The organism is Tardiphaga sp. 841_E9_N1_2 (assembly GCF_051811065.1).
Lineage (GTDB): Bacteria > Pseudomonadota > Alphaproteobacteria > Rhizobiales > Xanthobacteraceae > Tardiphaga > Tardiphaga robiniae.
Genome location: NZ_JBPWQC010000001.1, coordinates 2,414,661 through 2,436,065, shown reverse-complemented (window position 1 = coordinate 2,436,065; position 21,405 = coordinate 2,414,661). Strand labels below are relative to the sequence as shown.

Below are 21,405 nucleotides of genomic sequence, written 5' to 3'. Positions count from 1 at the left end.
AATCCGGCCATGATCTATCGCCACGCCATCGGTGACCATACGCATGTCTTCGCGGATCTGCGCGACCTCATGGCCAAGGCAACGCCGCCGCGCTCCGGCGACAGGTTGGCCGGGATTGCAGCCGAGACCGCCGAGCAGATGATCGCGGCGCGGATGGCGCTCGCCGACGTACCGCTCAGGCAATTCCTGCAGGAAATGGTGGTGCCCTACGAGGACGACGAGGTCACGCGTCTTATCGTCGATACGCATGATGCCGCCGCATTCTCCACGATCTCGTCGCTGACCGTCGGCGGCTTTCGTGACTGGCTGCTGTCAGACGCGGCCACGCCGCAAGTCCTTCAGACCGTTGCCCGCGGCATCACGCCGGAGATGGCCGCCGCGGTCTCGAAGCTGATGCGCAATCAGGACCTGATCCTGGTGGCCAGGAAGTGCGAGGTGATCACGCGCTTTCGCAATACGATCGGGTTGCGCGGGCGCATGAGCGTGCGGTTGCAGCCGAACCACCCGTTCGACGATATCAGGGGCATCACGGCATCCATTCTCGACGGGCTGATGCTGGGCTCCGGCGATGCCTGTATCGGCATCAATCCGGCGAGCGACGATCCGGCGGTGCTGGGCGGGCTGGTGCGGCTGCTCGACGATGTCGTCACCAAGCTAGATATTCCGACCCAGAGTTGCGTGCTCACCCATGTCACGACCAGTCTTGATCTCATCAATCAGGGTGCCCCGGTCGATTTGGTGTTTCAGTCGATCGCCGGGACCGAGGCCGCCAACAAGAGCTTTGGCATCGATCTGGCGATCCTGAAGGAAGCTCATGCCGCCGGGCTTTCGCTGAAACGTGGCACGCTTGGCCAGAACGTCATGTATTTCGAGACCGGGCAGGGCTCGGCTCTGTCGGCCAACGCCCATCACGGCGTCGATCAGCAGACTTTGGAAGCGCGGGCCTATGCCGTGGCCCGGGCGTTCGACCCATTGCTGGTGAACAGCGTCGTCGGCTTCATCGGCCCCGAATATCTCTATGACGGCAAGGAGATCATCCGTGCCGGGCTGGAGGATCATTTCTGCGGCAAGCTGCTTGGCCTGCCGCTGGGCGTCGACGTCTGTTACACCAACCATGCCGAAGCCGATCAGGACGACATGGACAATCTGCTGACGCTGCTGGCCGCGGCCGGTGTGACTTTCGTGATGGGCGTCCCCGGCGCCGACGATGTGATGCTGAACTACCAGTCGACGTCATTTCACGATGCGCTCTATATCCGCGACCTGTTTGGGCTCAAACGCGCACCGGAGTTCGACGACTGGCTGCAACGGGTCGGGCTCGCCGGAGCGGACCTTCGCATCCGCGATCAGGAAGGCCTGCTGCCCGATCTGGCCGCGCGTCTGATCGCCTGACGTCAATAAACCGTCATAAGGCTTGGCGCTTTGTGCGCACTTGTGCGGAGCTGGTCACGACCTTGTCACCGCCCGCCACAATCTTGAAGAAATTCTGGCCCAGATTCGGACGCCGTGATTAGATCGCTCAAAGTATTCGGCAGGAGTGGAACGGTTTTATCTCGGCGACGTTATTGAAGGTTCAGCGCTTATGGGGACCGCTGATGCATTCACAGAGGAATTTTGATGAGAGCTGAGGGCAGGCAGACGGTCCGGCGCATCCTGTGCGTCTTTCCGCGATACACGTCTTCATTTGGTACGTTTGAATATTCATATCCTCTGACCGACGGCGTTCAGGCCTTCATGCCTCCCCAGGGCTTGCTGCTGATTGCCGCCTATATGCCCGAGAACTGGGAAGTCCGTTTCATCGACGAGAACATCCGCGCCGCCACGCCCAATGATTTCCTGTGGGCCGAAGTTGTGCTGGTGTCAGGCATGCACATCCAGCGTACGCAGATGAACGACATCTGCTACCGCGCGCATTCCTACGATCTTCCGGTGGCGATCGGAGGGCCGTCGGTCTCGTCATGCCCCGATTACTACCCGGCTTTCGACTATCTCCATATTGGCGAACTCGGTGATGCCACCGATCAACTGATCGATATCCTGGAAAAGGATACGTCGCGCCCGGACCAGCAGGTCGTGCTGAAGACCACCGACCGTCTGGACATGACCAGGTTTCCGATTCCGGCCTATGAACTGGCCGATATTCCGCGCTACTTCCTCGGCAGCATCCAGTATTCCTCGGGCTGTCCGTATCAGTGCGAGTTCTGCGATATTCCCGGCCTCTACGGGCGCAATCCGCGCCTGAAATCGCCGGAGCAGATCACCGCCGAACTCGACAAGCTGCTCGAATGCGGCATCATGGGCTCGGTCTATTTCGTCGATGACAACTTCATCGGCAACCGCAAGGCCGCACTCGATCTGCTGCCGCATCTCGTCGAGTGGCAGAAGAGGACCGGTTTTGTCTTGCGCCTGTCCTGCGAGGCGACGCTGAACATCGCCAAGCGGCCGGAAATCCTTTCGCTGATGCGCGAAGCCTGGTTCGGCACGATCTTCTGCGGCATCGAGACGCCCGATCCCGTCGCCCTCAAGGCGATGAAGAAGGATCACAACATGATGGTCCCCATCATGGAGGCGATCGAGACGCTGAACAGCTTTGGCATGGAAGTCGTGTCCGGCATCATCCTCGGCCTCGATACCGACAAGCCCGAGACCGGCCAGCATTTGCTCGAGTTCGTGGAAACGTCACAGATTCCGCTTCTGACCATCAACCTGCTGCAGGCGCTGCCGCAGACGCCGCTGTGGGACAGGTTGAAGAAGGAAGGCCGCCTGAACGAGGACGAGGGCCGCGATTCCAACGTCGACTTCCTGTTGCCGTATGAGGACGTGGTGAAAAGCTGGCGGCGCGCCATGGGCAGTGCCTATGTGCCAGAAAAACTGCTCGAGCGTTTCGAATACCAGATCCGCCACACCTATCCCAACCGGATCAAGCCGCCGATCGGCGCCATGCTGACCTGGAAGAGCATTCGTCTCGGTTTGGTCATGCTGCGCAACATCTTCTGGAAGGTCGGTGTGCTCGGCGATTACAAGCGGGCGTTCTGGAAATTTGCGCTCCGTCGGCTGGCGCGCGGCGAGATCGAGTATCTCATCAGCGGGATCATGGTGGCGCACCACCTGATCAACTTTGCCCGCGATGCGTCCGGTGGTCAGACCAACGCGTCCTATTATTCGCTGAAACTGCAGGACGCTGCCGTTCCGGCCGAATGAGCGATAGGCTGGCGTCATGACAGATCGGAATGATGTGACGCCGCCGGTGCCGCAGCGCTCCCTCGCGGAGCTGCGGGCGTTGACGCCGGCGCGTGTCGGGCTCGGCCGGGCCGGCGCTAGCCTGACCACGCGGGCCCTGCTTGATTTCACGCTCGACCATGCCCGCGCACGTGACGCGGTCCATGCGCCCTTCGAGGCTGAAGCCATTGCGGCTGCGCTGGCCGGGCTGGGGACGAGCGCGCTGGTGGTGACGAGCCAGGTCGCGGATCGGGCCGACTATCTCAAGCGTCCTGATCTCGGCCGCCGACTGTCTCGCGAGTCACGGGAGTTGCTTGAAGGGCGCGACAGCGCCGCGTGCGATCTGGTGATCGTGATTGCGGACGGCCTGTCTCCGGCTGCGGTCAATGCGCACGCGCTTGGCCTGCTGGGTGCCTTAATGCCCAAATTGGCGGGGGGCGGGATCGGCGCTGTCGTGGTTGCCGGCGGCGCCAGGGTCGCGCTCGGCGACGAGATCGGTGCATTATTGAGAGCCCGGATGACGATCATGCTGATCGGCGAACGTCCGGGTCTCTCGGCGCCGCAGAGTCTCGGTGCCTACCTGACCTTCGCACCACAGCCGGGTCTGACGGACGCTGCGCGTAACTGCGTGTCGAACATCCAGGCGGCGGGTTTGTCCTTCGAGGAGGCAGCGAGCAAGATTGCCTGGCTGGCACACGAAGGGCTGAATCGCGGTATGACCGGTGTGGCTCTGAAAGACGAAAGCGGTCTGCAACTGGTAGCACCGCTCGTTGCACCAGCATGAAACAACAGCCTCTGCGCTCCATTTTGTGACCTGAAACGCAACCTCGGCGCGCTCGCCGCCTTGCGATGTGTCATACAGACCTGCTACATCTGCCCGCGGCAAATTTACCGCATGTTTTCAAGGGCTAGCGCTGTTCGGTCTCGCCGATTCCAGCCTTACTACTGCCCGCGACGCTTGCTAGGCAGACGCCGCTGACGACAGGACTGGACAGGGTATGCACGATACGGTTCCCCCCCACGACGCGGATATGAATAAATTGCGCAAGGGGCCGATCAGCATCGCCTTCGGGCTCGAGCGCATCGGTCTGATCGCGGTGAAGGCGCCGATCCTGTCCTGCGTGATCCTGCTCGCGCTGGTGATCGGTGCGATCTTTGGCATCCAGCGCATCAAGATCGACGATTCGCTAAGCCAGCTATTTCGTTCTGACAGCAAGGAATACAAGCAATACGAGGAAGTGACGAAGCGCTTCCCGTCCACCGAATTCGACGTGCTCGTGGTGCTCGAAGGCAAGACGCTGCTTGCGCGCGACAATCTTGGAAAGATGCGCGACCTCGTCACCGACCTGCAATTGGTCGATGGCGTGCGCGGGCTGATCTCGATCTTCTCGGCGCGCCAGACGCCGGCCCCCGGCAAGTTGCCGGCAGCGCTGTTTCCCAACGATCTTCCTGAAGGCGCCGACTACGACAAGTTCATCGAGACGGTGAAGCAGAACGAGCTGATCCGCGGCAAGCTTTTGTCCGACGATGGAACTCTGGCGCTGGTGGTGCTGTCGCTCGACCCGGCCGTGGTCAGCAACAGCAAGCTCAGCACCGTGGTTGCCGATATCCGCAAGACCATGAATGAGGACCTGGCCAATAGCGGTCTGACCAAGGAATTGTCGGGCGTGCCGGTGATGCAGCTCGAAATCCGCAATGCGGTCGAGCGCGACGGCCTGATCTATAACATCGCCGGTATTCTCGCCGGCTGCGTCATTGCGATCATCTTCTTCCGCAAGATCTCGTTCATGATCATCGCGGCGTTTCCGCCGCTGCTGGCGATCCTGTTGTCGCTCGGCGCGCTCGGCTGGGCCGGCTTCAGCCTTAACATGTTCCTCAATGTGATGACGCCGCTGATCATGGTGATCAGTTTTGCGGACTCGATGCAGCTCACTTTCGCGGCGCGTGACCGGTTGATCGCAGGCGAGGACAAGTATTCGGCATTTACGAATGCCGTTCGTGTCGTGGGTCCGGCCTGCGTCCTCACCCATGGCACCGCCGGCATTTCGTTCCTGGCGTTGCAGTTCTCCGACTCGGACCTGATCCGCGCCTTCGGCGAGGCCGGTCTCACGGCGACCATCATCGCGCTGGTTGCGGTGCTGTCGCTGGTGCCGGTGTTCGGCGTGCTGCTGGTGCGCAACGAGAAGATCTTCGCCGCCAAGTTTCAGACCGCCGATGCCGGCGTGCAGGCGCTGCGCGCCTTCTGCTACTGGATTGCGGTGCGCATGGTCGGCCGTCCTGGCCTGTTCAGCCTGATCTCGCTCGTCGTCGTCGTTGGTCTCGGGATCGTTTACGCCAATCTCGAGCCGCGCTATCGGCTGGCCGATCAGGTGCCGGACAAGGAGCAGGCGGTCGCCGCCAGCGGACGGCTCGACGCCAAGCTCACCGGCGCCAATCCGATCGACGTGCTGATCGAGTTTCCGAAGGGCGCGGATCTCTATTCGCCGGACACGTTGGCAACCATCGCCGAAGTCCACGCTATGGTCGAGAAGCAGGCCGGCGTGGGTAACGTCTGGTCGCTGGAGACGTTGCGGCGCTGGCTGGCGGAGAAGGCCGGTTCGTCGGATGTCGCGACGCTGAAGGAATATGTCAGCGTCATCCCTGAGCATCTGGTGCGCCGCTTCATCTCGGCGGATCAGACGGCGGTGGTGGTGTCTGGCCGTGTGCCCGACAGCGATTCGAGCAAGATCCTGCCGGTGGTCGACAAGCTCGACAATGCGCTGAATGCCGTTCGCACCAAGCACCCGGGCTATGAGATCGCGGTGACCGGCCTGTCGGCGATCGCGGCGCGTAACAGCGCCGGGATGATCGAGAAGCTCAATCACGGCCTGACCATCGAATTCGGATTGGTCGCCGTCTTCATCGGCCTCGCGTTCCGCTCGTGGGTGGTGATGCTGGCCTGTATCCTGCCGGGCATCTTCCCTGTGGTGCTGGCCGGTTTTGTGTTGTGGCTGCTCGGGGAGGGGCTGCAATTCGCCAGTGTGGTGGCACTCACGGTGTCCTTCGGTCTCGGCCTCAGCGCCACGATCCACTTCCTCAACCGCTTGCGTCTGGAAGACACACCGGGCACCGATCCCGCGATCGCCGTCGAGCGTGCGACTGTGCTCGTTGGTCCCGCGCTGATCCTGACGACGGTGGTGCTGGCCTGCGGACTCGTGGTGACGGTATTCTCGGATCTGCCGTCGCTGCGGCTGTTCGGCTGGCTCAGCGCCTTCTCGATGGTCGCGGCACTGGTCGCCGATCTGTTCATCCTGCGCCCGACCGCGATGTGGCTGATCAATCTGCAGCAGCGTCTCACCGGCAGCTCGGTTCTGGCGAAGCAAGAGAAGTAGTCAGCCGGCGCTGCATCCGCCGCTCAGCTACGTCTGACGCCGGAAAACATGTCGCGATTGCGCGCTATGAACTTGACCAGGAAGTCGGCAACCGCACGCGACCTGGCCAGCTTGCTCTGGGTCGGATGGGTGATCAGGTAGATGCCCTCGCGGGGCGCCGCAGGACCCATCTCGATACGCGTGACGCCAGGCAGGGCATCGCCCACGTAGCAGGGAAGCACTCCGACGCCCAGGCCAGAGGCCACCGCCGCGCGCAGCGAAACGGTCGAGCTCGCTTCCACCGCCGGCGCGCGCCCCTTGGCGAGACTGACCATCCACTTCCGCTCCGGCATCTCGCGGCTTGCGTCGGAGAGAAGGATAAAAGGCATCTCCGCCAACGTGGCACCCTCACGCAGGCGGAGTGCCAGATCATCACGGGCGTAAAGGGCAAAGCGGTAGTCGCAGAGCCGGCGGATTCCGAGTTCGTTGGGAACCGCAAGACTGATCCGCAGTGCGACGTCGGCGTGGCCGCGCCGGAATTCGTCGAACTGCATGTCGGCGCATAGTGCGATCCGGATCGAAGGGTGCGTGTTGCGGAAATCGGCGAAGGCATCGGTCAGCGCGTGACAGATCAATGCGTGGGGCGCGGCAACGCGAACGATCCCTTCCAGCTCTGAATGAGGGCCATCGATCAGTTGCGGAAGCGCGTCGAGGGCTTCCGCAATTGATCGTGCCTTCGCGATCAGCGCGGCCGCGGGCGGGCTCACAATCAGGCGGCCCTCACTGCGCCGGAACAGTTTGGTGTCCAGCGCGAGCTCGAGCGTTGCCAGCCGGCGCAGGACCGTGCTGTGGCTGACATCCAGCTGCTTGGCAGCGCCAAGCGCCGTGCCGCTGGACTCAATGGCCAGCACCACGCGCAGGTCGTCCCATGTAAACGCGGCCATCTTTGCTGCCCCGCCACTGTCTATAATTGAAAATCATACTTTCATTTTTGGACAATGCCAGCCGGTATCTCGGCATCAGTGTTGCTTGGGAATGGAGGAGAACGGCGGCAGCCGGACTGCAACATTCACGAGGTTGTTCATGAGCATGAAGCGTTTACTGCTGGCGGTTGTATTGGCCGCAGGCCTGTCGCAAGGCGCATACGCCGAGGACAAGGCCATATTGCAGCTCGACTGGATCCCGACAGGGGAGCACGCGGCGTATTTTGCGGGCCAGCAGCGCGGATTTTTCAAGGACGCTGGTATCGATCTCACCATCGTCAGGGGTTATGGATCGGGCGACACGGTGAACAAGGTGGCGGCAGGCGCGGCCAAATTCGGCGTTGCCGACGTCGGCGCGGTGCTCGCGGGACGCGCGCAACAGTCAGTACCGGTCAAATCGATTGTGGCGGTCTATACCTATTCGCCGCACTCGCTGTTCATTCTGAAATCGTCAGCAATCAAGGGCTTCAAGGATCTTGCCGGCAAGAAAATCGCCGTGAGCCCGGGCAACAGTCACCGGATCTATTTTCCGGAAGTCGCACGCCGGGTCGGAATCGACCCGGAGAGCGTAACCTGGGTCACGACGGACGCATCGGCAATGGCGGCGATGTTGATTGCCAAGCGCGTCGATGCGGCGCCATTCTACTCCATCCATCAATACTATCAGAACAAGGCAGCCACGCAGGCCGGCGAGGAAATCGTCGCGCTGCCCTTCGTCTCGGCGGGCTTTGCGATCTATGCGTCATCGTTGATCGCCACCGATGAGACGATCAAGACCAATCCGGATCTCGTGAGGCGTTTCGTCGGTGCCGCTGTGAAGAGTTACGCGTGGGCGCGCGACAATCCGGTCGAGACCTGCAAGCTCCATGTGCAGAAAAATCCGGAAGTCCTGCAGGACGAATGCGAAGCGTCGCAGAAGGCCACCATGGGCTTCATCTTCAACGATCACCAGCGTGCAACAGGGCAGGGGCACTTCGCAAAAGATCGCCTGGCAGATACGTGGAAGGCCGTGGCCGAGAGCCTCAAACTCGATGCGTCGTGGAATCCGGCCCAGGCCATCGACGACAGTTTCGTCCCGTGATCTCGCTTGCCCGGGTCGGCAAGACCTTCAAGACCCGCCGCGGCGGCCATGTGCAGGCGCTGGACGACGTCACGATCTCCATAGGGCCGGGGGAGTTCGTTGCCATCGTCGGTGCCTCCGGCTGCGGCAAGTCGACGTTGCTGCGCATGGTGGCCGGATTGGTGCTGCCCGATATCGGGCATCTCACGCTCGACGGCAAACTGGTGACAGGGGCGACGAAAGGCACGGCGATGGTGTTCCAATCGCCGACCCTGCTGCCGTGGATGAATGTGGAGCGCAACGTTGCATTTCCATTGAGCCTGTCTGGCGGTGATGGGCCCGAAGCGCGCGAGCGCGCTCGCGCACTGCTGCATTCGGCGGGTCTCGCGGGCTTCGAGCATCGGATGCCGCGTGAACTCTCTGGTGGCATGCAGCAACGCGTCGCGATCTGCCGCGGCCTTGTGCAACAGCCGCGCATCCTGCTCATGGATGAACCATTCGGCGCACTCGATGCTCTGACGCGCGAGGAGATGAGTCTGTCCCTGCTCGCGTTGTGGCAGGCAAATCCGATGGCGGTGCTGTTCGTGACTCATTCGATTTCCGAAGCCGTGCTGCTTGCGGATCGGGTCGTGGTGATGTCGCCGCGGCCGGGCCGTGTCGCGGAGATCGTGGAGGTCAATCTGCCTCGCCCGCGATCGTTCGACCAGGAAGCCAGCGCGGAATTCCACCGCTGCTCGAAACTGATCCGCGACCGGATCTATGGCGGAGCGGCCCATGCTCACTAATGCTGCAGACTGGGGCCGCCGCAACCTGCCGGTCATCGTGTCGACCCTGACATTCCTGCTCGGCTGGGAACTGCTCTGCCGAGGGTTTGGCATCAGGCCGTTCCTGTTGCCGTCGCCGAGCGCGATCTGGACAGCGGTAGTACCGGTCTGGCCCAACATCGCCATGCATACGGTGACTACGCTGCGGACCGTTCTGCTCGGGCTCGCGGCTTCCATTGCGATCAGCCTGCCGCTTGCCATGCTGATTGCAAGCTCGCGCACGATGTCGGCGGCAATCTATCCACTGCTGGTGCTCACCCAGTCGGTGCCCAAGGTGGCACTGGCGCCGATTCTTCTGGTGGCACTCGGGGCCAACGAGTTTTCAAGGGTGATCATTACCTTCCTCGTCGCGTTCTTCCCGCTCGTGGTGAGTTCTGTCGCGGGACTCTTGGCCGCGCCGCCCGAACTGATCGAACTCGGACGTTCGTGCCGCGCGACCCGTGTCCAGGAATTGCTGCGCATCCGTCTGCCATACGCTTTGCCTTTCGTGTTCGGCGGATTGCGCGTCGCGGCTGCCCTTTGCGTAGTGGGTGCCGTGGTGGCCGAATTCGTCGGCGCGGATTCCGGCCTCGGCTATCTGATCCAGACCTCGATGGCGTTCTTCCGCACACCGGTCGCGTTCGGCGCGGTGGTGATTCTCGCCATCATGGGCATCGCGCTGTTCCAACTGGTCGAGGTCATCGAGCGCCTGCTCGTGCCGTGGTCGAGCAATCTGGACAGCAACTCCAACGACAACAACTAGGTCAGGTGCAATGGCAAAGAACTATCCGGGATATGTACTGATCCGTGACGCTTTGATCTCCGACGCGGGGTCCCGCCGCGGCGTGAAGGGCGATATTCTGATCAAAGACGGGATCATTGCGGAAATGGGGCTTGATCTTGCCGCGCCAGACGGCGCGAACATCGTCGATGCCTCCGGCATGCTGGTTCATGCCGGCCTCGTCAACGCCCATACCCATGGCCATGGTGGCCTCGGCCGCGGACAGGGCGATCGCTGGACGCTGGAGGTGCTGCTGGCTGCCGCCCCGTGGATCAGCGGTAGCCGCTCGCTGCAGGACAAGAAGCTCACGACCCAGATCTGCGCTGCCGAAATGGTGCTGAAAGGCTGCACCGCGGCCTATGATCTGTACTACGAATATCCGGCACCGAGCATCGACGGCATGGATGCCGTCGCTGAGACCTATGCGGAAGTCGGCATGCGTGCCGTCATCGCGCCGATGGTCGCGGATCACAGTTTCTACGAAGCCATTCCCGGACTGCGCGATGCGCTTCCGGAAGATCTTCAGCACCAGGTCGATCGGCTACGGCTGGGGCCGGGCGATCGGACTATTTCGGCCATCGGATCGATTCTCGAACGCTGGAAATGGTCTTCACATGACATCCGACCTGCGGTGGCGCCGACCATTCCGATCCATTGCAGCGACAGTTTCATGTGCGGCTGCGCCAAGCTGGCACGCGACCATGGCATTCCCCTGCAGAGCCATGTCGGCGAGAGCAAGGTGCAGGCGGTGGTCGGCAAGGAACGTTACGGTAAGACGCTGATTGCGCATCTCGACGAACTAGGCCTGATCAACGAACAATTCTCCGCGGCTCATGCGGTCTGGCTCGATGATGATGATTTTCGGCTGATGGCCGACCGTGGCGCCTCGCTGGCGCATAACGCTGGCAGCAACATGCGGCTGGGCAACGGCCTGTTCAGGATGCGCCGTGCGCTTGACCTCGGCGTCAATGTCGGCATCGGGACAGACGGTGCGAACTGCTCCGACAATCAAAACATGTACGAGGCGATGCGCTACGCATCGATGGCCTCCAAGGTACAAGGGCCCGACCCACGCAAATGGGCTGCGGTCGAGGAGATTTATTATGCTGCCACGGCCGGCTCGGCGCGGGCGCTCGGGCTGTCGCATACCGGCGTATTGGCGCCGGGCTACAAGGCCGACATCGTGTTCCTGGATCTCGGGGCGATCAACTGGATCCCGCACAACTGGAGCGTCAACCAACTGGTTCATACCGAAGATGCGACCTCGGTGCGCCACGTGATGATCGGCGGCAGCTTTGTGGTTCGCGACGGCCGCTTGCTGACGCTGGACATGGCCAGACTGGCACGGGAAGCGGAGGCCGCGCGAGGTCGGCTCGAGATACTCAATGCGGAATGGCGTGGTCTGTTCGAGCGCCTGGAGCCTGTGGTGGCATCGTTCTGTCCGGGACTGGCAGCGCGTCCCTACCAGATCAATCGCTATCTATGCGACGAGGTCGAATGAATTTCTGCGGTGCGAAGCCTGTGACTTCGCACCTGATGCACGGGTCACGTCTCAGCTCTTGACCATATTGATCGAGACGCCGCGAATTTCGCCCTTGGAGCTGATCGATACCGACTGCTTGTTGCCGCGGGTCGTCAGCGTGATGTTGGCCGCAAAGCCCGCGGCCTCGACGAAGACGTCGATCTGGCCGCCACCCGCCTTGCCGACCAGATTGCCGTAGACGTTGCGGCTGGCTTCGCTCCAGCTGCCGGACACGTTGTTGCCCTGGCTGGTGACATTGCTGGAGAGGTCGAACTTGTAGCTGTCGCTGGCGCAGCGCAGCGTCTGCGCCAGGGCGCTGCCGCCGCCATCCACCTTGTAGGTCGCCCGGCAGCGAATCCGCTCCGAGGAGCCGTCCGACATGGAGACCGTTCCGGTACCGCTCCAGGCCCCGTCGAAGCCGGCGAACGGTCCGGACTGGGCATGGCCTGCGGACACCGACAGCAGCAGGATCGCGCCAGCGCCAGCGGCCTTGAGGGCGTGCCCGAACCGCTTTGCAGAATGGAATGTCATGTAAGTTTTCCCAAAATAGCGCTGTGTAACCGAGTTATGCCGCGCCTCATCGAAGCTTAAGTGTCGCTGCACATCTTTAGGTTCAATAGAGCGATCATAATTGGACGATTGTAAAAGTAACATGTCACCGCCCACAAGCGCGAAGGTTCCCGGAGCGGAACGGGTGGAGGTCATGCGCGTCTGAACAATTGTCCTAAAACCTTATCTTGTCCTGCGGGGGTGGCATCGGCCGGCCCTGCAGCTGGTGCGGCCATGTGCGCAAGTTTTCGCCGCATTTATTCGTGTCTGTGGCGGCGGGAATGTTCTGTGTCCTGATTGCATCCATCGCCGCGAATTCGCCGATGTGCCTGAAGATAAAGCCTTCCCGGCGATGCGAATGTTTCAGTTTATGCTATGCACCACACGGGCTGTGATCTCGTCACCATACTGAAGGAAGACAATGCGTAAATTTCTCCTGGTACTGTCCGTGCTTTCCGCATCTGCCTCGACCGGCGCATTGGCCCAGCAAAACCAGCCCCGCAGCGGCACCGACGCGGAGCAGAAGGCCTGCACCCGCGATGTGCAGAAGCTCTGCCGCGCCGTCATGGATCAGGGCGACCTCGTTGTTCTGTCCTGCCTGAAGGAAAACCGCCCCAAGATCAGCAAGGCCTGCAACGACGTGCTGGTCAGCCACGGCCAATAACCTCGCCCTAATGCGAGATTCCGGGCTCGTGGCGCCGTTTTGGTCTCGCCGCGAGCCCGCCAAGACGTGATCCGGCCCGGCACTGGCTGCGGCCGAAAGTGGCATATTGGCATTGGTCTCACGGGCCAATTTGCCCTATATGGGGGCTCGCGGCCGACCCCGCCTGCCGGTATTACCGGACCTTGGCGGCCCCCGAGCCACCCTGTTCAAATCCAACGTAGCCAGTTCTGGATGACCCCTGCGAGCGAACTGCGATCCGGCAAGACCGATCGTGACGAGAATTTTCCTGTCGCGTCGTGGATTATCCATCCGCGCCACCGGGCGCTGATTCTTGCCTTCTATAATTTCGTCCGGACCGCAGACGACATTGCCGATCACGCGCTGCTCGATGCGCCTGCAAAACTGGCCCTGCTCGACGAGCTGGAGGCCGACCTGCTCGGTCAGGGTGACGGCCAGGCCGAAGCGGTGATCCTGCGCGAGGCGCTCCAGATGCGCGAGATGCCCCCGCGTCATGCGCTCGACGTCCTGATAGCCTTCCGGATGGACGTGACCAAGCTGCGCTACGCCGACTGGGATGAGCTCATTCATTATTGCTCGTTCTCGGCGATGCCGGTCGGACGTTTCATGCTCGACGTGCACGGCGAAAGCAAAGCCACCTGGCCGGCGTCGGATGCGCTCTGCGCGGCGTTGCAGATCAACAATCACCTGCAGGATTGCGGCAACGACTATCGCGATCTCGATCGGGTCTACATTCCGCAGGACACGCTGGACCGGCACGGCGCCTCGGTGGACGATCTCAAGCAGGCAAAGGCGTCGCCGGCGCTGCTGGCCTGTATTCGCGAATTGGTCGCCAGGACCGAAACCTTGATGCATGAGAGCGAGACGCTGACGGTTCATATCGCGGACGTCCGGCTTGGCTGCGATGTCGCCGTCATCGAGACTTTTGCCTGGCAGATCCTGAAGATGCTGAAGGTGCGCGATCCGCTCAGCGAGAAGGTTCACCTCTCTAAGGCCAGCATGGCTGGCTACGCGCTGACCGGCATTGCCGGCGGGCTGTGGCGCCGCGCGACCACCAGCGCGCCAATGCCTCGTTCGACGACGCCGGGCGCATGAACCAGATGACGAGCCAGGTGAATAATAGCGAATCTCAGAGCGAGGTTCAGGGCGTTGCTGCCGGCAGTTCGTTCTATGCCGCGATGCGCATTCTGCCGCGTGCCCAGCGCGATGCGATGTTCCAGATCTACAGCTTCTGCCGTCAGGTCGACGATATCGCGGATTCCGATGGTCCGCGCGACGTCAGGCTCGCTGACATGCAGCAGTGGCGCGCAGATATCGATGCGCTCTATGCAGGTAATCCGCCGGCGCGTGTGCGCGACTATGTCGGGCCGATCAAGCAGTTCGGGATGCGCAAGGAAGATTTCATCGCCGTTATCGACGGCATGGAGATGGATATCCCCGCGGATATCCGTGCACCCGATGACGCAACGCTCGATCTGTATTGCGATCGTGTTGCCAGTGCCGTCGGCCGCCTGTCGGTGAAGGTGTTCGGCATGCCGGACGAAGATGGCATTCTGCTTGCGCATCATCTCGGCCGTGCGCTGCAGATCACCAATATCCTGCGCGATATCGACGAAGACGCCGGTATCGGTCGTCTCTATCTGCCGCGTGAGCTGCTCTATCACGCCGGCATCACGTCGAGCGATCCCGACGTGGTGCGCGCCAGCCCGGCATTGCCGAAGGTCTGTGTGCCGCTGGTGAAGCGGGCGCAGGCGCATTTCGAAAAATCCGACGAGATCATGGCGCGTAACAAGCGCCGCGTGGTGCGCGCGCCGCGGATCATGTCGAAATATTATCACGCCATCCTGGAATTGCTGGTGGCGCGCGGCTTTGCTTTGCCGCGCGACCCCGTTCGTCTCGGCAAGGCCTCCAAGATAGCGATCCTGCTGCGATACGCGATTATCTGATGCAAAAGACTGCTCATATCATAGGTGCCGGCGTTTCCGGCCTGTCGGCCGCCGTGCGTCTCGTCAATGCCGGCTTCAAGGTCCACGTCCATGAGGCGACGCAGCAGGCCGGTGGCCGCTGCCGGTCGTATTTCGACGCGCAGACACAGCTCCAGATCGATAACGGCAACCATCTGGTTCTGTCGGGCAACAGCCATGTCGTCGCTTATGCAAAGTCGATCGGCACTGAAGCTGGGCTGGTTGGTCCGCAGCGGGCGCAATTTGCATTTGCCGATGCCAAGACTGGCAAGCGCTGGCAGCTCGATCTCGGCGACGGCAAGATCCCGACTTGGCTGTTCGACAAGACGCGCCGCGTCCCGGACACATCAGTCGCCGATTATCTCGCGCTGTCGCCGCTGATCTGGTCATCGAATAGTCGCCTGGTCGGCGATGCCATTCGCTGTGAAGGCGTCCTCTACGATCGTCTGGTACAGCCACTGTTGCTGGCCGCGCTCAATGTCGATCCGCCGGAAGGTTCGGCTGGTCTGGCCGGCGCCATCGTGCGCGAAACGCTGCTGGCAGGCGGGCAGGCGTGCCGCCCGCTGATCGCGCGCGCTGGTCTTAGCGATGTTCTGGTCGAGCCTGCGATCGAATTGCTGCGCGCCAAGGGCGCCGGCGTTCATTTTGGCCATGAGCTGCGCGGTTACACCATGAGTGGTGATCGCGTCACCGAGCTGAAGTTTGGCGCTGAAGACGTCATCACGCTTAGCGCGGACGATGTCGTCGTGATGGCGGTTCCGCCATGGGCCGCGAAGTCGCTATTGCCTGGTGTGAAGACGCCGACCGAATTCCGCGCGATCGTGAATGCGCATTTCAATTATGTTCCGCCAGCAGGCCACGCGCCGCTGATTGGCGTTGTCGGCGGTGTGGTGGAATGGCTGTTTGCTTTCCACAATCGCCTGTCGATCACGATCAGCAATGGCGACCGTTTCGTGAACACACCGCGCGAACAGTTTGCGCAACAGATCTGGGACGAGATCTGCAAGATTTCGAATATCCAGGCGCCGCTGCCGGCGTGGCAGATCGTGCGCGAGCGCCGTGCTACTTTTGCGGCTACGCCTGCCCAAGATGCCCTGCGTCCGGGCACGCGCACCGATTTCAAGAATCTTTTTCTCGCGGGCGATTGGACCGATACCGGTCTGCCGGCGACTATTGAGGGATCGGTGCGGTCGGGTGACCGCGCGGCCGATCTCGTTCTGGCGATGCGCTGACTGTTGCGCAGCCAGACGATCATTCACGACGAGTACGGAGATATGGCGAGCGAGATGCATTCGGTCAGTCCAGAGATCACAATTCAGAACGCGGCGCTCGAGACGAGCATCGCTTCGGCGAAGCAGGGCCTGCTGAAGTTCCGGCAGCCTGACGGCCATTGGGTATTTGAGCTCGAAGCCGACGGCACGATCCCGTCAGAATACGTGTTGTTGCGGCACTACCTCGGCGAGCCCGTCGATGCCGAGCTTGAAGGCAAGATCGCCAACTATCTTCGCCGCACCCAGGGCAAGCATGGCGGCTGGGCGCTGGTGCAGGACGGCGACTTCGATATGAGCGCCAGCGTGAAAGTGTATTTTGCGCTGAAGATGATCGGCGATTCGACCGACGCGCCGCATATGGTCCGCGCCCGCGAAGCGATCCGCTCGCGCGGCGGCGCGGCCAATGTGAACGTCTTCACGCGCTTCCTGCTGGCGATGTTCGGCATTCTCTCCTGGCGCGCCACTCCGGTGCTGCCTGTCGAGATCATGTTGCTGCCGATGTGGTTTCCGTTCCACCTCAACAAGATGTCCTATTGGGCGCGCACCACGATCGTGCCGCTCATGGTGCTCGCAGCGCTGAAGCCGCGCGCGCAGAACAAGAAGGGCGTCGGCATCGACGAGCTGTTCCTGGAAGATCCGTCCAAGGTCGGAGGCATTAAACGCGCGCCGCATCAGAGTCGCGCGATGTTCGCCTTCTTCACCGGCATCGACATTCTGCTCCGCGCCGCCGAACCGTATTTCCCAAAGAAACTCCGCGCCCATTCGATCGCGAAAGCCGTCGAGTTTTGCGAGGAGCGCCTGAACGGCGAAGACGGTCTCGGCGCGATCTATCCGCCGATGGCCAATATGGTCATGATGTATGAAGTGCTCGGCTTCCCCGCCGACTATCCGCCCCGCGCCATCCAGCGGCGCGGTATCGACAAGCTTCTGATTGTCGGTGAGGTCGAAGCTTATTGCCAGCCTTGCGTATCGCCAGTGTGGGACACCGCGCTGACAGCGCATGCGATGCTGGAGACCGGCGGCGATGAAGCGTTCGGTCCGGCGAAAGAAGGTCTCGACTGGCTGGCGACGAAGCAGGTGCTCGACGTGAAGGGCGACTGGGCGGTGAAGCGGCCGGATCTGCGTCCGGGCGGCTGGGCGTTCCAGTACAACAACGCGTATTACCCGGATCTCGACGACACGGCCGTGGTGATGATGGCGATGGACCGCGCGCGCCGTCAGACCGGCGGCAAGGAATACGACGTTGCGCTCGATCGCGGCCGGGAGTGGATCCTGGGCATGCAGAGCAGCGATGGCGGCTTCGCGGCGTTCGAGGTCGATAACCTCGAATATTACCTCAACAACATCCCGTTCTCGGACCATGGCGCACTGCTCGATCCGCCGACAGAGGACGTCACCGCGCGCTGCGTCTCGATGCTGGCGCAGCTTGGCGACACCGTCGAGACCTCGAAGCCGCTGGCAGACGGTGTGGAATATCTGCGCCGTACCCAGCTCGCGGAGGGCTCCTGGTATGGCCGCTGGGGCCTGAACTACATCTACGGCACCTGGTCGGTGCTGTGTGCGCTGAATGCTGTTGGCATCGATCACCAGGATCCAGCGTTCCGCAAGGCGGTGGCCTGGCTGCTGTCGATCCAGAACGAGGACGGCGGCTGGGGCGAAGATGCGGTCAGCTACCGACTCGATTACAAGGGATTCGAGGCGGCCCCGAGCACGTCGTCGCAAACGGCATGGGCCTTGCTTGCCCTAATGGCGGCAGGCGAGGTCGATAATCCGGCTGTCGCCCGTGGAACGCGGTACCTGATGGACACACAGACGGAAAAAGGACTCTGGGACGAGGCCCGTTACACGGCTACCGGCTTCCCCCGCGTGTTTTATCTGCGTTATCATGGCTACTCGAAATTCTTCCCGCTCTGGGCGTTGGCGCGGTTCCGGAATTTGAAGAGCACCAACAGCAAGACGGTAGGGGTTGGGATGTGATTTTGGGCGATGGGGGCATTTCGACCGCGGGCGATACAACCGACCCGCGGCCGGTATTGATCGTCACGGGGCTGGTCCAGGAAGCGAAGATCGCTGCCGGGCCGGGAATGACCGTGATTTGCAGTTCAAGTGACCCTGTCCAGCTCCGCAGCCTGCTGGCTGACTTCGACCCCGCCACCATCCGCGGCGTCATCAGCTTTGGCGTCGCCGGCGGCCTCGATCCCGATCTCAAATCAGGCGCTGTCGTTGTGGCCACGGAAGTGGTTGCCGGCAACAGCCGTTGGTCAGCGTCCGAGGTCCTTAGCGACGAACTGATCGCCGGTGCCGGCGTCGGGCGCCAGAAAGTGTTTCGCGGTGGTCTGGTTGGTGTCGAGAAGGTCGTGACGGGGCAGGCCGGCAAGGCGGCGCTGCGCTCAGAATTCGGCGCCGCTGCCGTCGATATGGAAAGCCACATCGCCGCGGAATTTGCCGCCATGGCCGGACTGCCGTTCGCCGCACTGCGCGTCGTCAGCGATCCCGCCCATCGCGCCCTGCCGGAAATCGCCACCACTGCGATCAAACCCAATGGTGATGTCGATCTGCGCAAGGTGCTGCGCGGCATCGCCCGCAATCCGCTGGTGATTCGGGCGCTGGTTTCGACCGGGCGCGACTTCAATCGCGCGCTACGCAGCCTGCGCGACTGCCGCAGCTATCTGCTGGGTCACACCAACCTCGTTTCCGCGGACGTCTGAGCGCTGCTCTGGCGGTGTTTGCCGGGCGTCTCGCGAATTCAATCTTTCAAAGAAAAAGGGCGCGATTTGCATCGCGCCCTTTTTTATATTCAGCTCGAAATCGCTCAGGCGGCGGTCGAAGCCTTCTGGGCCTTTTCCTCGGCCTTTGCGGCAGCGGCGACAGCTTCTTCCTTGCGGATGTCCGACAGGCGCTTCTGCACTTCCGACGAGAACACGTACTGTGCCGGACGCTGCTTGGTAAGGTCGATTTCCGGCGCCATCGGGCCCGACGTTTTCACGCCGCGCATCGTCACCCACATGGCCTTGAACGGGTTGCTGATGGCTTCGTCCGCGGCGGTCGGCTCGTAGCCGCAATGGGCCATACAGTCGGCGCACTTCTCGTACTTGCCGGTGCCGTAGGTGTCCCAATCGGTGGTGTCCATCAATTCCTTGAAGGTCTTGGTGTAGCCTTCACCGAGCAGGTAGCAGGGCTTCTGCCAGCCGAAGATGTTGCGTGCGGGCATGCCCCACGGCTTGCACTCGTATTCCTGGTTGCCGGCGAGGAAGTCCAGGAATAGGCCGGAATGCATGATGTTCCACTTCTTGCCCTTGCCGAGTGCAAAGACGTCGCGGAACAGCTTTTTGGTCTTGGTGCGGTTCAGGAAGTGCTCCTGATCCGGTGCGCGCTCATAGGCATAACCGGGCGACATCGAGACGCCGACGCCGAGCTCCACGGTGAAGTCGAGGAACTTGGCAATGTCCTCGGCCGCGTGGCCGTCAAAGATGGTCGCGTTGACGTTGACGGCGAAGCCCTTGGCCTTGGCGGCCTTGATCGCGGAGACGGCGCGGTCGAACACGCCTTCCTGCGACACGGCCTTGTCGTGATGATCCTTGAGACCGTCGAGATGCACCGAGAAGAACAGGTAGGGCGACGGCGTGAACAGGTCTAGCTTCTTCTCCAGCAGCAGCGCGTTGGTGCAGAGCGAGACGAACTTCTTGCGCTCGACCAGGCCGCGCACGATCTCGCCGATTTCCTTGTGGATCAGCGGCTCGCCGCCCGGGATCGCAACCATCGGCGCGCCGCACTCATCGGCGGCATCCCAGCATTCCTGCGCCGACATGCGGCGGTTGAGGATAGCGTTCGGATAGTCGATCTTGCCACAGCCGACACAGGCCAGGTTGCAGCGGAAAAGTGGCTCCAGCATCAGCACCAGCGGATAGCGCTTCTGGCCAGTCAGCTTCTTCTTCAACAGATAGGAGCCGATCTTCATTTCTTTAAAAAACGGAATGGCCATTTCGAATTTTCTCTCTGCGCATCACATCGTGACGAAGGTGGATCAAACCGCGGTCAGTTCGGCGGGTAGCTTGAATTCGATATTCTCTTCACGTCCGGGCAACACCGACACCGCAACCGGTCCGATCCGCCGTAAGGTCTCGATCACGTCATCTACAAGCACTTCTGGCGCGGATGCGCCAGCCGTGATGCCTACGGCACGCGCATCCTTCAACCAAGCGGGGTTGAGTTCGCTGCCATCGGCAATGAGGTAACTTGCGACACCGACTTCGGTGCCGATTTCGCGCAACCGGTTCGAGTTGGAACTGTTGGTCGCCCCGACGACCAGGATGACGTCCACAAGTTTGCTGAGGTCTCTTACCGCAGATTGGCGGTTTTGTGTTGCATAGCAGATATCGCGGGTATCGGGGCCCTCAATGTCACTGAAACGCTGTTCCAGGGCCAAAATGATGTCCTTGGTGTCATCCACGCTAAGGGTCGTCTGGGTGATATAGGCGACCGGTTCCTGCGGTGGCAGCGTCAGTGCCTTGACGTCCTCAACGCTCTGAACAAGGTAAATCGGGCCGGGCACCTGTCCCATGGTACCGTCGACCTCCGGATGGCCAGCGTGGCCGATCAGGATGACCTTACGGCCCTTGGACATGTACCGCTTGCCCTGGTTGTGGACCTTGGTGACAAGCGGACAAGTTGCATCCAGAACAGGCAGGCCACGGGTTGCCGCTTCTTCCTCGACGCTTCTGGCGACACCATGGGCGCTGAAGACGGTCATGGCATTCGGAGGTACTTCGGAGAGTTCCTCGACGAAAATGGCGCCCTTGGCCTTCAGGCTTTCGACCACGTATTTGTTATGGACGATCTCATGGCGGACATAGACCGGCGCGCCGTAGCGCTCGAGAGCACGCTCGACGATCTCGATGGCACGCACGACGCCCGCGCAGAAGCCGCGCGGCTGAGCCAGAAAGATTTCAAGGGGACGACGATCAAGCACGTGGTACATAGTCCATAATCGATTCCGGTATAATCCTTAATTCTGTACCACAATCAGGCACATATCCAGCCCAGCTGGATATGTGAGCCGTTCTGTGTGACAAAAATCACTCAGTATGCAATCACGAACCGAAAACGTGGTTTGCGACAACTGGCCGGGTTGCGGTAATATCTTGCGGTTGCGCCCAAGAACCTGAAAACTCTCACTTGTTCGTCACTTTACGGCGCGACGAGGCGTCGCTAACACGGCCGT

At 61.6% G+C, this 21,405-nt stretch carries 18 protein-coding genes; 14 read left to right on the top strand and 4 right to left on the bottom strand.

Translation table 11 applies throughout. The features are described 5' to 3' along the window. The first annotated feature begins 9 nt into the window (after nt 1-9). From AB8A50_RS11835 to AB8A50_RS11820, 4 genes are all read left to right on the top strand, one after another. Nucleotides 10-1,392 carry an ethanolamine ammonia-lyase subunit EutB gene (locus AB8A50_RS11835; RefSeq protein WP_439077760.1) on the top strand — a complete coding sequence of 461 codons (1,383 nt, stop codon included), beginning with the start codon at nt 10-12 and terminating at the stop codon, nt 1,390-1,392. Between the two features lie 225 nt (nt 1,393-1,617). Further along, the gene (locus AB8A50_RS11830) at nt 1,618-3,201 is read left to right on the top strand and encodes a B12-binding domain-containing radical SAM protein (protein ID WP_089265078.1); all 1,584 of its coding nucleotides are present in this window, start codon (nt 1,618-1,620) and stop codon (nt 3,199-3,201) included. 16 nt (nt 3,202-3,217) lie between these two features. Continuing rightward, entirely contained in the window at nt 3,218-4,003 is a 786-nt protein-coding gene (eutC, locus tag AB8A50_RS11825) for an ethanolamine ammonia-lyase subunit EutC (RefSeq protein WP_439077759.1), read from the top strand. A 247-nt stretch (nt 4,004-4,250) separates the two neighbouring features. Then, nucleotides 4,251-6,590 (top strand): efflux RND transporter permease subunit, encoded by a 2,340-nt coding sequence (locus tag AB8A50_RS11820; RefSeq protein ID WP_244628587.1) that lies wholly within the window; start codon nt 4,251-4,253, stop codon nt 6,588-6,590. A gap of 23 nt (nt 6,591-6,613) precedes the next feature. Here the strand turns inward: AB8A50_RS11820 and AB8A50_RS11815 are convergent, their stop codons facing one another. Next, the gene (locus AB8A50_RS11815; RefSeq protein ID WP_439077758.1) at nt 6,614-7,513 is read right to left on the bottom strand and encodes a LysR family transcriptional regulator; all 900 of its coding nucleotides are present in this window, start codon (nt 7,511-7,513) and stop codon (nt 6,614-6,616) included. A 139-nt stretch (nt 7,514-7,652) separates the two neighbouring features. Here AB8A50_RS11815 and AB8A50_RS11810 point away from each other — a divergent pair, with 139 nt between their 5' ends. From AB8A50_RS11810 to AB8A50_RS11795, 4 genes are read left to right on the top strand one after another with little or no spacing between them, the layout of a single operon-like run. Beyond that, nucleotides 7,653-8,633, top strand: coding sequence for an ABC transporter substrate-binding protein (locus tag AB8A50_RS11810; RefSeq protein WP_439072398.1), 981 nt, complete (start codon nt 7,653-7,655; stop codon nt 8,631-8,633). After that, nucleotides 8,630-9,397, top strand: a complete 768-nt coding sequence (locus tag AB8A50_RS11805; protein ID WP_439077757.1) for an ABC transporter ATP-binding protein — start codon at nt 8,630-8,632, stop codon at nt 9,395-9,397. The genes AB8A50_RS11810 and AB8A50_RS11805 overlap by 4 nt, the downstream gene beginning before the upstream one ends. After that, on the top strand, nt 9,387-10,178 hold the full coding sequence (locus AB8A50_RS11800) for an ABC transporter permease (protein ID WP_093757285.1): 792 nt from the start codon (nt 9,387-9,389) through the stop codon (nt 10,176-10,178). The genes AB8A50_RS11805 and AB8A50_RS11800 overlap by 11 nt, the downstream gene beginning before the upstream one ends. A 10-nt stretch (nt 10,179-10,188) precedes the next feature. Then, nucleotides 10,189-11,697: an amidohydrolase family protein gene (locus AB8A50_RS11795; RefSeq protein ID WP_439077756.1), complete on the top strand. Its 1,509-nt coding sequence runs from the start codon at nt 10,189-10,191 to the stop codon at nt 11,695-11,697. A 51-nt stretch (nt 11,698-11,748) separates the two neighbouring features. On the opposite strand, the gene AB8A50_RS11790 is transcribed toward AB8A50_RS11795, so the two are convergent. Next, entirely contained in the window at nt 11,749-12,249 is a 501-nt protein-coding gene (locus AB8A50_RS11790) for a hypothetical protein (protein WP_068735853.1), read from the bottom strand. A 439-nt stretch (nt 12,250-12,688) separates the two neighbouring features. Here AB8A50_RS11790 and AB8A50_RS11785 point away from each other — a divergent pair, with 439 nt between their 5' ends. From AB8A50_RS11785 to AB8A50_RS11760, 6 genes are all read left to right on the top strand, one after another. Beyond that, nucleotides 12,689-12,931: a cysteine rich repeat-containing protein gene (locus AB8A50_RS11785; RefSeq protein ID WP_068735855.1), complete on the top strand. Its 243-nt coding sequence runs from the start codon at nt 12,689-12,691 to the stop codon at nt 12,929-12,931. A gap of 231 nt (nt 12,932-13,162) precedes the next feature. Then, on the top strand, nt 13,163-14,044 hold the full coding sequence (hpnC, locus tag AB8A50_RS11780; protein ID WP_439077755.1) for a squalene synthase HpnC: 882 nt from the start codon (nt 13,163-13,165) through the stop codon (nt 14,042-14,044). After that, entirely contained in the window at nt 14,041-14,895 is an 855-nt protein-coding gene (gene hpnD / locus AB8A50_RS11775) for a presqualene diphosphate synthase HpnD (RefSeq protein ID WP_439066587.1), read from the top strand. The genes hpnC and hpnD overlap by 4 nt, the downstream gene beginning before the upstream one ends. After that, nucleotides 14,895-16,145 carry a hydroxysqualene dehydroxylase HpnE gene (hpnE, locus tag AB8A50_RS11770; RefSeq protein WP_439077754.1) on the top strand — a complete coding sequence of 417 codons (1,251 nt, stop codon included), beginning with the start codon at nt 14,895-14,897 and terminating at the stop codon, nt 16,143-16,145. The genes hpnD and hpnE overlap by 1 nt, the downstream gene beginning before the upstream one ends. A 42-nt stretch (nt 16,146-16,187) precedes the next feature. Next, the gene (shc, locus tag AB8A50_RS11765; RefSeq protein WP_439077753.1) at nt 16,188-18,161 is read left to right on the top strand and encodes a squalene--hopene cyclase; all 1,974 of its coding nucleotides are present in this window, start codon (nt 16,188-16,190) and stop codon (nt 18,159-18,161) included. Further along, a complete protein-coding gene (locus AB8A50_RS11760; RefSeq protein WP_120292863.1) occupies nt 18,158-18,892 on the top strand; it encodes a phosphorylase in 735 nt (244 codons plus the stop codon). The genes shc and AB8A50_RS11760 overlap by 4 nt, the downstream gene beginning before the upstream one ends. Nucleotides 18,893-18,996: 104 nt before the next feature. Here AB8A50_RS11760 and hpnH read toward each other — a convergent pair whose 3' ends face one another. Together hpnH and ispH are read right to left on the bottom strand one after the other, a co-directional pair. Further along, a complete protein-coding gene (gene hpnH, locus AB8A50_RS11755; RefSeq protein ID WP_439077752.1) occupies nt 18,997-20,166 on the bottom strand; it encodes an adenosyl-hopene transferase HpnH in 1,170 nt (389 codons plus the stop codon). Between the two features lie 42 nt (nt 20,167-20,208). Then, complete coding sequence (ispH, locus tag AB8A50_RS11750; protein WP_439077751.1) at nt 20,209-21,162, bottom strand: 4-hydroxy-3-methylbut-2-enyl diphosphate reductase; 954 nt, start codon at nt 21,160-21,162, stop codon at nt 20,209-20,211. Nucleotides 21,163-21,405 lie beyond the last annotated feature (243 nt).

Bases quoted from the DNA above. Each gene is read 5' to 3' on its own strand.
- AB8A50_RS11835 (WP_439077760.1), top strand. From the start codon at position 10: ATGATCTATCGCCACGCCATCGGTGACCATACGCATGTCTTCGCGGAT.
- AB8A50_RS11830 (WP_089265078.1), top strand. From the start codon at position 1,618: ATGAGAGCTGAGGGCAGGCAGACGGTCCGGCGCATCCTGTGCGTCTTT.
- eutC (WP_439077759.1), top strand. From the start codon at position 3,218: ATGACAGATCGGAATGATGTGACGCCGCCGGTGCCGCAGCGCTCCCTC.
- AB8A50_RS11820 (WP_244628587.1), top strand. From the start codon at position 4,251: ATGAATAAATTGCGCAAGGGGCCGATCAGCATCGCCTTCGGGCTCGAG.
- AB8A50_RS11815 (WP_439077758.1), bottom strand. From the start codon at position 7,513: ATGGCCGCGTTTACATGGGACGACCTGCGCGTGGTGCTGGCCATTGAG.
- AB8A50_RS11810 (WP_439072398.1), top strand. From the start codon at position 7,653: ATGAGCATGAAGCGTTTACTGCTGGCGGTTGTATTGGCCGCAGGCCTG.
- AB8A50_RS11800 (WP_093757285.1), top strand. From the start codon at position 9,387: ATGCTCACTAATGCTGCAGACTGGGGCCGCCGCAACCTGCCGGTCATC.
- AB8A50_RS11795 (WP_439077756.1), top strand. From the start codon at position 10,189: ATGGCAAAGAACTATCCGGGATATGTACTGATCCGTGACGCTTTGATC.
- AB8A50_RS11790 (WP_068735853.1), bottom strand. From the start codon at position 12,249: ATGACATTCCATTCTGCAAAGCGGTTCGGGCACGCCCTCAAGGCCGCT.
- AB8A50_RS11785 (WP_068735855.1), top strand. From the start codon at position 12,689: ATGCGTAAATTTCTCCTGGTACTGTCCGTGCTTTCCGCATCTGCCTCG.
- hpnC (WP_439077755.1), top strand. From the start codon at position 13,163: ATGACCCCTGCGAGCGAACTGCGATCCGGCAAGACCGATCGTGACGAG.
- hpnD (WP_439066587.1), top strand. From the start codon at position 14,041: ATGAACCAGATGACGAGCCAGGTGAATAATAGCGAATCTCAGAGCGAG.
- hpnE (WP_439077754.1), top strand. From the start codon at position 14,895: ATGCAAAAGACTGCTCATATCATAGGTGCCGGCGTTTCCGGCCTGTCG.
- shc (WP_439077753.1), top strand. From the start codon at position 16,188: ATGGCGAGCGAGATGCATTCGGTCAGTCCAGAGATCACAATTCAGAAC.
- hpnH (WP_439077752.1), bottom strand. From the start codon at position 20,166: ATGGCCATTCCGTTTTTTAAAGAAATGAAGATCGGCTCCTATCTGTTG.
- ispH (WP_439077751.1), bottom strand. From the start codon at position 21,162: ATGTACCACGTGCTTGATCGTCGTCCCCTTGAAATCTTTCTGGCTCAG.